Raw genomic sequence first — 9850 nt, forward strand, 5'->3', positions numbered from 1 at the left:
GCTGATCCGGCCGGCGGGCCCCGGGCGAGGTCCCGGGCGTCCGCGCGCCCGTATCCTTGGCCCGTGAGCACCACCGACCCCACCTCCGACAGCCACCCCGTCGACGGCCACCTGCTGGGCGCCGCCGACATCCGGGAGCTGGCCGCCGCCTTCGGCGTGAAGCCGACCAAGCAGCGCGGGCAGAACTTCGTCATCGACGGCAACACCGTGCGGCGGATCGTCCGGGCCGCCGAGGTGACCGGGGAGGACGCGGTCGTCGAGGTCGGCCCCGGCCTCGGGTCGCTGACGCTCGCGCTGCTGGAGGTGGCGCGGCACGTCACCGCCGTCGAGATCGACCCGGTGCTGGCCCAGCACCTGCCGGACACCGTCGCCGCCCGGATGCCCGCCAAGGCCGGCTCCTTCGACCTGGTGTTCAGCGACGCCATGGAGGTCACCGAGCTGCCCGGCCCGGCGCCCACCGCGCTGGTCGCCAACCTGCCCTACAACGTGGCCGTGCCGGTGCTGCTGCACATGCTCGCGACCTTCCCCAGCATCGAGCGCACCCTGGTGATGGTGCAGAGCGAGGTCGCCGACCGGCTCGCCGCCCGCCCCGGCAACAAGGTCTACGGGGTGCCCTCGGTCAAGGCCAACTGGTACGCCGACGTGAAGCGGGCCGGTGCCATCGGGCGCAACGTCTTCTGGCCCGCGCCGAACGTCGACTCCGGCCTGGTCTCGCTGGTCCGCCGCGATCCGCCGAGCACCACCGCCACCCGCGAGCAGGTGTTCGCGGTGGTCGACGCCGCGTTCGCCCAGCGCCGCAAGACCCTGCGTGCCGCGCTGGCCGGCTGGGCCGGCTCCGCCGCCCGGGCCGAGCAGGCGCTCGCCGCCGCCGGGATCGACCACAAGCTGCGCGGCGAGATGCTCACCGTCGAACAGTTCGCCGCCATCGCCGAGCACAGGCCCGAGCCGTCGGAGTCCGAGTGATCACCGTCCGCGTCCCCGCCAAGGTCAACGTCCAGCTGGGGGTCGGCGGACTGCGCGCCGACGGCTTCCACGACCTGGCCAACGTCTTCTTCGCGGTCGCCCTCGGCGACGAGGTGACCGCCGAGGCCGGCCGCCCCGGCGCCGGCGTCACCCTCGGCTGCACCGGGCCGGACGCCGACGTCGTCCCGCTCGACGACAGCAACCTCGCCGCCCGCGCGGCCCACCTGCTCGCCGCCCACCACGGCCTGCCCGCCCCCGACGTCCACCTGCACATCACCAAGGCCATCCCGGTGGCCGGCGGCATGGCCGGCGGCAGCGCCGACGGGGCGGCCGCCCTGGTCGCCTGCGACGCCCTGTGGAAGCTGGACACCCCCTTCGGGACGCTGCTGGAACTGGCCGCCGAGCTGGGCTCCGACGTGCCGTTCGCCCTGGTCGGCGGAGTCGCGCTGGGCCGCGGCCGGGGCGAGATCCTGGAGCCGCTGCCGGTCACCGGCAGCTACCACTGGGTCTTCGCGGTCGCCGACGGCGGCCTCTCCACCCCCGCCGTGTTCCGCGAGTGCGACCGGCTGCGCGAGGAGGCCGGCGGCGGCAGCGGCGAGGCCGACGTCCCGACCCCCGACGCCGACCCGGCGCTGCTCGCCGCCCTCGCCGGCGGTGACCCGGTCGCGCTGGCCGCCGCCCTCGTCAACGACCTCCAGCCCGCCGCCCTGTCGCTGCGGCCCTCGCTCGCGGCCACCCTGCGGGCCGGCACCGAGGCCGGGGCGATCGGCGCCCTGGTCTCCGGCTCGGGGCCGACCTGCGCCTTCCTGGTCAAGGACGCCGCGGCCGCGGCCGCCGTCGCCGAGGCCCTGCTCGCCTCCGGCACCTGCCGGGCCGCGCACGCCACCCACGGGCCGGTGCCCGGGGCGGCGGTGACCGGGGGCTGAGCCGCCGACCGCGCCGCGCGGGAACCGGGGCCGTACCCGGCGGGGATGGGCGCCGGCCGGGGTGAACGACGGCCGGGCACCGGCCGCGGGCCGACTAGGCTGGGTGGGTCGGGGCTCACCCCGAGACCGTCGAACCCCAGGAGCGCAGCACACGTGGCCGTCAACCTCGCCACCATCGAGTCCGTCACGAAGGTCTACGGCACCCGGGCCCTCCTCGACGGGGTCAGCCTCGGCGTCAGCGAGGGCGACCGGATCGGCGTCGTCGGCCGCAACGGCGACGGCAAGACCACCCTGATCCGGATGCTCGCCAAGCTGGAGGAGCCGGACGGCGGGCGGATCACCCACTCCGGCGGTCTGCAGATGGAGGTCCTCACCCAGCACGACTCGCTGGACCCGCAGGCCACCATCCGGCACGAGGTGATCGCCGACCGCGCCGACCACGAGTGGCTCGGCGACGCCCGGATCCGCGACATCATCGAGGGCCTCTTCGGCGGCCTCGACCTGCCCGGCTTCGCCGACGGCCTGGACACCGTGATCGGCCCGCTCTCCGGCGGCGAGCGCCGCCGGATCGCCCTCGCCAAGCTGCTGCTCGGCTCGCCCGACCTGATCATCCTGGACGAGCCCACCAACCACCTCGACGTCGAGGGCATCGCCTGGCTCGCCAAGCACCTCCAGAACCGCCGCTCCGCCCTGGTCTGCGTCACCCACGACCGCTGGTTCCTCGACCAGGTCTGCACCCGGATGTGGGACGTCCAGCACGGCTCCGTCCACGAGTACGAGGGCGGCTACTCCGACTACGTCTTCGCCCGCGCCGAGCGCTCCCGGATCGAGGCCGTGGAGGAGCAGAAGCGCCAGAACCTCGCCCGCAAGGAGCTCGCCTGGCTGCGCCGCGGCGCCCCCGCCCGGACCTCCAAGCCGCGCTACCGCATCGAGGCCGCCAACGCCCTGATCGCCGATGTGCCGGAGCCCCGCGACAAGAGCGAGCTGATGAAGTTCGCCAACGCCCGGCTCGGACGGACCGTCTTCGAGCTGGAGAACGTCACCGTCACCGCCGGCCCCAAGCTGCTGCTGGAGAACCTCACCTGGCAGCTCGGCCCCGGCGACCGGATCGGCCTGCTCGGCGTCAACGGCGCCGGCAAGACCTCGCTGCTGCGCGCCCTGCGCGACGCCTACGCCTCCGAGGGCGACGTCCAGCCGGAGTCCGGCGTGATCAAGGTCGGCAAGACCGTACGGCTCGCCTACCTCTCCCAGGAGGTCGCCGAGCTGGAGCCGACCACCCGGGTGCTGCAGGCCGTGGAGCAGGTGCGCTCCCGGGTCGACCTCGGCAAGGGCCGGGAGATGAGCGCCGGCCAGCTGTGCGAGCAGTTCGGCTTCGGCAAGGACAAGCAGTGGACCCCGGTCGGCGACCTGTCCGGCGGCGAGCGCCGCCGGCTCCAGCTGCTGCGCCTGCTGATGGACGAGCCCAACGTGCTCTTCCTCGACGAGCCCACCAACGACCTCGACATCGAGACCCTCAACCAGCTGGAGGACCTCCTCGACGGCTGGCCCGGCTCGATGGTCGTGATCAGCCACGACCGCTTCTTCATCGAGCGGACCACCGACGTCGTCCACGCGCTGCTCGGCGACAAGAAGATGCGGATGCTGCCGAACGGCGTCGACGAGTACCTGGAGCGGCGGGCCCGGATGGCCGCCGCGGCCGCCGCCTCCGCCCAGGCCGCCCAGGCGCCCGCGGCCGCCGAGGCCCCGGCGAAGTCGGCCGGGGACGTCCGGGCCGCCAAGAAGGAGATGCAGAAGCTGGAGCGGCAGATCGCCAAGCTGGACGAGAAGGAGTCCAAGCTGCACGCCCAGCTCGCCGAGCACGCCGCCGACTTCTCCAAGGTCGCCGAGCTGGACGCGCAGCTGCGCGCCGTCCGGGACGAGAAGGAGGAGCTGGAGATGGGCTGGCTGGAGCTGGCCGAGCAGGTCTGACCCGGCGTCCGGTCCGGCCGGTTGCCGGTTGCCGGTTGCCGGTTGCCGGTCGCCCGGTTCACGGGTCGTCGGTCGCCGGTCGTTGTCCGGCGGGGCCCGTCAGCCGGCCCGGCCGCCGTGCCGCCCGCTGTGGAGCAGCGTTTCGAGCTCGTCCGCCGCACGGCCCAGCGCACTGCGCGTCGGGTCGTGCGGCCGGGTCGGCCGGGCCGCCGCACGGGTCGGCGGGCGGTGGGCGCGGGCGGCGGCCGTGAGGTCGTCCAGCGCCCGGCGGACCCGCTCCACCTCCGCCCGGTCCGGCACCCGCCCGCCGTAGCGCAGCTGCGCCGCGTACGCCGCCACCGCGCCCGACAGTCGCTCCAGTGCCGCCGTGGCCGGCAGCCACTGCTCCGCCAGCCGTCCGGTGGGCGGCGGTTCGGCCAGTCCGTGCTCCACCTCCTGCCGGGCGTCCGCCAGCGCCCGGTACGCGGTGCGGCGCAGCCACACCTCGGCGACCGGCTCCTCGGCGGGCCGGGTTACCGAGGCGAGGTAGGCCCGCAGCGCGGCGGTCGCGGCCACCAGCCGGGGCTCGATCCGGTGCCGGGGCCGCTCCGGCCAGAGCAGGTAGCCGAAGAGCAGCACGATGGCGCTGGCCAGCACGGTGTCCAGGACCCGCGGCCAGAACTCGGCCGCGCCGCTCTGCCCGCCCAGCTGCAGCAGGATCAGCGCCATCGGCGTCATCACCACCGTGTTCAGCCCGTAGTGGGCCGCCGTGACGTACGGCAGCAGCGCCACGCAGAGGGCGGCGATCGCGGTCAGCGCCCAGTCGTCGGTGGTCAGCGACAGCACCGCCGCCGTCACCGCCACCCCCAGCACGGTGCCCACCGAGCGGCTGACCGCGCGCAGGAACACCGAGCCCAGGTCCGGCTTGAGGACGAAGGCGATCGTCATCGGCACCCAGTAGCTCCGGCTGAGCGGCAGCGCGGCCGTCGCCGCCTGGCCCACCGCGATGCACAGGGCCACCCGCAGCCCGTACCGGACCGAGCCCCGGGAGAGCAGCCGCACCCGCAGCCGCCACGGGTCCGGGGGCGGGGGCGGCGCGGTGCCCAGGACGGCCGGGCGGCCCGCCACCGTGTCGGCCGCCGCACGCAGCGCCGCGTCCAGCGCCCGCCGGGACGGGGTGTCGGGCCCCCAGTCGGGCACCGCCACCTCACCGCCGCCCCGCTCCACCGCCCGGGCCAGCAGGCCGGGGACGGCGGCCACCTCGGGCGGCACCGGCCGCCAGGCCCAGAGCAGCCCGGTCGCCGCCTCGGTCGCGGCCAGCGCGGCCTCGTACATCCGGCGCAGCCGTGCGGTCCGCGGCGAATCGGGGGAACGGGTGGCCGGGAGGAGGTCCTGGAGGTCGTTCAGGCGGGCCGTCAGCACCTGGCGGGAGCCCGCGCCCCGCGGCGTCCCGAGGTCGGCGAGGGTCCGTCCGAGCGCGTCGTACGCGGCCGCGAGCGCCCGGACGCGCGGATCACCACCGGCGCCGCGGCGGCCCCGGCGCGGCAGCCCGAGCACGATCACGAACGCCGCCCCGGCCAGCATCATCGGTGCCGCCGCCCACCACGGCCGGGCCGGCGGCATGCCGCTGCCGAGCGCCGCCGACACCAGCAGCAGCATCCCGGCAGCCGAACCGCGCGGCCCGGTGGCGCTCAGCGCCCCGGAGGCGAAGGCGGTCGCCGTGAGGGCGGCGGCGAGGGCGAGGTGGCCGGCGCCGTGATGCTGGAGCGCGCCGCCGATCAGCATCCCGAGGGCCGAGGCCAGGACGGCCGAGGCGATCCGGGGCGCGCGCAGCCGGGTCGGCTCGTTCCGGTCGTTCATGGTGGCGTGCATCGCGCCGAGCCCGGCGAAGACGGCGAGGTCCAGGCGGTCGGTCAGCAGCCCCACGGCGAGCGGCACCGCCATTCCGGCGGCCGCCCGGAGCATCGGCCCGACCGGCAGCGGCGGCCGCGCGGGCCGGGCGGCCCGCGCCCACCAGGGCGACGCGGAGGCGGCCGAGAGGTCCTGCGGGGGCACCATGTGACGTCCAATCCGCTGCTGGGCCGCCCCCGGATGAGGTGGGGGGAGCTCCGGTCGCTGCTGTGCGACACTGCGCGGCAGATGAGGTCGTACCGGTCCGAACCGGGTGGCGCCATTCTAGCGCGGGGGCTTGTGACGGCGGGGTGGGCGCGGGGTGTCGGCCGGGTCGTGACGCGCCTGTGTACGTGTCAAGTTCGTACCGATCGCGCCCGTCCGTGCCATGGGCCCTGCCGGTGCGACGGGGGTGGTGGCTACGATGGCTGCGGCGGCGTCTGTCCCCCAGGGCGGGGAGCGCGCCGAGTAAGGCTGTACGACCGAGAAGTTGACGGTGTGTTGCGGTGTGGCGGGCCGAACGGGGCGCCCCGCACACGGGGGAGAGGTGGATTGCTGTGGCAGACGAGCCCACAGGCGGCGGCACGGGTGGCGGGAGCAGCACGTACGCCCCCGGTGTCAGCCTGCCGCCGGCATGGTCACTCGGCGAGGGATTGTTCTCCAAGGTCAAGGGTCTGATCCAGGTGAACAACACCGCCGGTTCGCTGGCGGCAGGACTCGGCTCCAAGGACGTCAAGGTCGAGCTGGAGTCGCTGGAGGCCTTCCGCAAGAAGGTCAGCCAGCTGCTGACGGAACTGGAGGGCACACCCGCCTCGCCGTTCCTGCTCCAGGGCCAGAACCTGAACCAGGCCAACCTGGGTTCGGGGTTCTCGGAGTCGACCGACCTGATGGCGGCGTACGACAAGGTCCAGCCGGTACTGGTCACGCTGTGCAAGTCGCTGCTCCAGCAGATCGACGCGATGATCCAGGCCGTGGGCAAGACCGCCGGCAACTACGGCGGCAACGAGGAGCACCAGACGGCCGCGGTGAACGCGGTGGCGCCGGGTGGTCCCGCCCCGTCGAAGAAGTCGAGCTACTGATGGCCGGGGCAGTGATGACGGACAGGCGCGGGCGTTTCACCGTGACGGGGGGTAACTGATGGCAGGCGGAACCAACTTCGAGGGCATCGACCACGCCAAGCTCAAGGCGATGGTCGCCAACACCAGCCCGGACAAGGTCCTCGACCGCGGCGGAAAGCTGCGTGCGGCCGGGCGGCTCCTGGAGGACCTCGGCAAGGCCCTCAACGCCCACCTCGGGCAGATCGAGTGGGAGGGGCCCGCGGCCGAGAGCTTCAAGACCTGGGCGACCAACCTCAACAAGTCGGCCGTCCAGATCGGCGAGTACTCGCGCAGCGTCGGCGAGACGATGGTGCAGGCGGGCGAGGTCCTCAGCACCGTCAAGACCGGTGTGCCCGAGGTGCCGCACTCGGACATCGCCGCGGTGGACAAGCACGCCAAGCAGCCGGCCGCGGTCAAGCAGGTCGGTGGCGTGGCGGGCTTCGTGTTCGGGTTCGGCGGCGGCGAGGCCGCGGCCGACACCGTCGCGAACAAGATCAACTCGGACTGGGTGACCGACGCCGAGGCGAAGGCCGCGCAGAAGCGGGTCTACGTCGCGCACCAGGAGGCCATCCACCAGCTGGAGAAGCTGAGCCAGGCCTACCAGGCGGCGACCACCAAGCTGAACTCGCTCCAGCAGCCGGAGCTGCCGCAGCCCCCGGGGAGCGGTGGCCGAAGCGACCTGGAAGGTGTTCCCGACGGCTCGGGTGGTGGCGGGGGTGTCGGGTCCGGTGGCGGTTCGACCCGTCGTCCGAGGGGTGACACGGGCACCGACACCTACGTTCCGCCGAAGCGGTCCGGCGGTGGCGACAGCGGCGGTTCCGTTCCGTCGCACCCCGGCACGACGATGCCCGGGAACCCCGGGAGCGTTCCGCCGCCCCAGCACCCGACCCCGTCGCCCATGCCGGGCGACCCGGGGAGCATCACCCCGCCCCCGATGGGTCACCCGGACAACACCCCACCCGGTACCAACCTGAACAGCCTGCCGCCCACGCCGACGACCCCGAACACCACCGTGCCCGGGGCGGACAACTTCAACCGGCCGCCGGTCGTGTCGGGCGGGGGTCAGGGCATTCCCCCCGGTCCCACCGGTCCGGGCGGTTCGGGTGGCTACAACATCCCCCACCTGCCCACCACGGGCGGCTCCTTCCAGCCCAAGAGCGGGACGAGCAACGGCAACCTGCCGCCGCGCAGCACCCCCGCGGGCGGCCACGTGTTCGGCCCCGACAAGGGCGGGCAGGGCGGCCGCGGCGGCACCGGCGCGACCGGCATCCCGGGCGGTGGCGGCATGCACGGCATGGGCGGCCACGGCGGCGCGTCCGGCGGCAGCGCACGCGGCCGGGGGCTGACCTCGACCAGCGGCGGCGTGGTCGGCGGTCGCAAGGGACCGGCGGTCGGCGGCGAGTTCACGCCGGGCGGCAGCGGACTGCGCAACCGCGCGGGTACGGGTGCCGGCGCCGAGGGCGCGGGCCGTGGTGCCCAGGGCGGCATGATGGGCGGCCAGGGCGCCGCTGCGGCGGGCAAGAACGAGCGCGACCGTCGCAAGCGGGCCGACTACCTGCACGAGGACGAGGAGACCTGGACCAGCGGTACGCCGCAGAGCAATCCGGGCGTGATTGAGTAGGACTGGAACACCTGCCCGGCCGCCGGCACCCGCCGGTGGCCGGGCAGACCTGTCCGGGGCGCGGTCCTCGGCCGACGGGGAGAAGGACGAGGGAACTGGTATGCGGCGGACGTACGGACGGGCGCGCGCACGGGGATTCGCGGTGGCACTGCTGGCGGCGGGCGTGATCGCGGGTCCGGCGGTGGCGCCCGCGGCGGCGGCGGACTCGATCCGGGACCTGCAGTGGCACCTGGATGCCATGAAGGCGCCGGACATGTGGAAGATCAGCAAGGGCCGCGGTGTGACGGTCGCGGTGATCGACAGTGGCTTCAAGCTAGATCACCCCGACCTGGTCGGCCAGTTCCTCCCGGGGAAGGACTTCAGCGGTCTTCCCGGGGGGCTAGGTGAGGACCGCGACGGCCACGGCACCAACATGTCCTCAGTCATCGTCGGCACCGGCAAGGGCAAGGGCGGCAAGGGTGCGTACGGTCTGGCGCCCGAGGCGAAGGTGCTGCCACTCAAGATCAAAAATGAGGGCAATACCGGTGCCCCGGTGTCCCCGTCCGAGTTTCTCGGCCAGATCAGCCAGGCCATCGTCTACGCCGCGGACCAAGGTGCCAAGATCATCAGCGTCTCGCAGGGAACCGCAGCGAGCAATGCGTCGGCCGCCGACGAGACCGCGCTGAAGAACGCGGTGGCCCATGCCAATGCCAAGGGTGCGATGGTCGTGGCGAGCGTCGGGAACTCCGGGGACAAGGGGAACCCCGTTGAGTACCCGGGTGCGCTGGGGCCGGTCATCGGCGTCGGCGCGACGGACAGGGACGGCAATGTGACCGCGATCTCGGAGCGAGGTCCCCAGGTGGACCTGACCGCGCCGGGAGCCGAGATCTACGGCGCGTGCACCAATGAATCCGGCTACTGCAAGGGGAACGGAACATCTGAGGCGACAGCCCTGGTCTCGGCCTCGGCCGCGCTGCTCTGGGCCGCGCACCCGGACTGGACGCCGAACCAGATCACCCGCGTCCTCATCAACACGGCGGGCAAGCCGGAGGACGGTTCCAACCGCAACGACTTCCTCGGCTTCGGCATCGTCCGCCCCCGGATCGCGCTCACCACGCCCGGTGACCCCGGTCCGGCGGACGTGAACCCGCTGGCGGCGCCCGGGGCCACCCAGGCGCCGGTGCCCGGGGCGACCGCCTCGGGGGCCCCGCAGGCCTCCGGCAAGCCCACGGCGGCGCCGAGCGAGGCCCAGAGCTCGACGGCGGCCGCGCCGGCTCCCGCCGGGCAGCCGAAGGCGGACGACGGCGCGGACTCGGGGAGCGCGCTGCCCGTCCTGGCCGGTGTGGCGGGTGCCGTGGTGGTGGCCGCGGTCGTGGTGGTCCTGGTGCTGCGCCGGCGCTCCGCCGCCCGCGCGGCGGCCGCGCCCG

The 9850-nt window shown here is 74.4% G+C and carries 7 protein-coding genes; 6 read left to right on the top strand and 1 reads right to left on the bottom strand.

Features of this window, described 5'->3' with window-relative positions; genetic code table 11:
• The first annotated feature begins 63 nt into the window (after positions 1–63).
• The 3 genes from rsmA (at position 64) to ACWEQL_RS23515 (ending at position 3857) form a co-directional block, all read left to right on the top strand.
• Positions 64–963 carry a 16S rRNA (adenine(1518)-N(6)/adenine(1519)-N(6))-dimethyltransferase RsmA gene (rsmA, locus tag ACWEQL_RS23505; protein ID WP_452152261.1) on the top strand — a complete coding sequence of 300 codons (900 nt, stop codon included), beginning with the start codon at positions 64–66 and terminating at the stop codon, positions 961–963.
• The gene (locus ACWEQL_RS23510) at positions 960–1889 is read left to right on the top strand and encodes a 4-(cytidine 5'-diphospho)-2-C-methyl-D-erythritol kinase (protein ID WP_452152262.1); all 930 of its coding nucleotides are present in this window, start codon (positions 960–962) and stop codon (positions 1887–1889) included. Before rsmA ends, ACWEQL_RS23510 begins: the two co-directional genes overlap by 4 nt.
• 153 nt (positions 1890–2042) lie before the next feature.
• On the top strand, positions 2043–3857 hold the full coding sequence (locus ACWEQL_RS23515; RefSeq protein WP_452152263.1) for an ABC-F family ATP-binding cassette domain-containing protein: 1815 nt from the start codon (positions 2043–2045) through the stop codon (positions 3855–3857).
• Between the two features lie 99 nt (positions 3858–3956).
• Here the strand turns inward: ACWEQL_RS23515 and ACWEQL_RS23520 are convergent, their stop codons facing one another.
• Positions 3957–5894, bottom strand: a complete 1938-nt coding sequence (locus ACWEQL_RS23520) for an FUSC family protein (RefSeq protein ID WP_452152264.1) — start codon at positions 5892–5894, stop codon at positions 3957–3959.
• A gap of 389 nt (positions 5895–6283) precedes the next feature.
• Between ACWEQL_RS23520 and ACWEQL_RS23525 the strand changes: the two genes are divergently transcribed.
• The 3 genes from ACWEQL_RS23525 to mycP all read left to right on the top strand — a co-directional run.
• Positions 6284–6805 (top strand): hypothetical protein, encoded by a 522-nt coding sequence (locus ACWEQL_RS23525; RefSeq protein ID WP_452152265.1) that lies wholly within the window; start codon positions 6284–6286, stop codon positions 6803–6805.
• Positions 6806–6863: 58 nt separating this feature from the next.
• Positions 6864–8444 carry a WXG100 family type VII secretion target gene (locus ACWEQL_RS23530; protein WP_452152266.1) on the top strand — a complete coding sequence of 527 codons (1581 nt, stop codon included), beginning with the start codon at positions 6864–6866 and terminating at the stop codon, positions 8442–8444.
• 142 nt (positions 8445–8586) lie between these two features.
• The coding region (gene mycP / locus ACWEQL_RS23535; RefSeq protein WP_452152267.1) for a type VII secretion-associated serine protease mycosin at positions 8587–9850 on the top strand (1264 nt) is incomplete at its 3' end.

The sequence above is a fragment of the Kitasatospora sp. NPDC004240 genome, assembly GCF_053603215.1.

Excerpts from the sequence above, each read along its gene's own strand:
- ACWEQL_RS23520 (WP_452152264.1), bottom strand. The coding sequence starts at position 5,894 with ATGGTGCCCCCGCAGGACCTCTCGGCCGCCTCCGCGTCGCCCTGGTGG.
- ACWEQL_RS23530 (WP_452152266.1), top strand. The coding sequence starts at position 6,864 with ATGGCAGGCGGAACCAACTTCGAGGGCATCGACCACGCCAAGCTCAAG.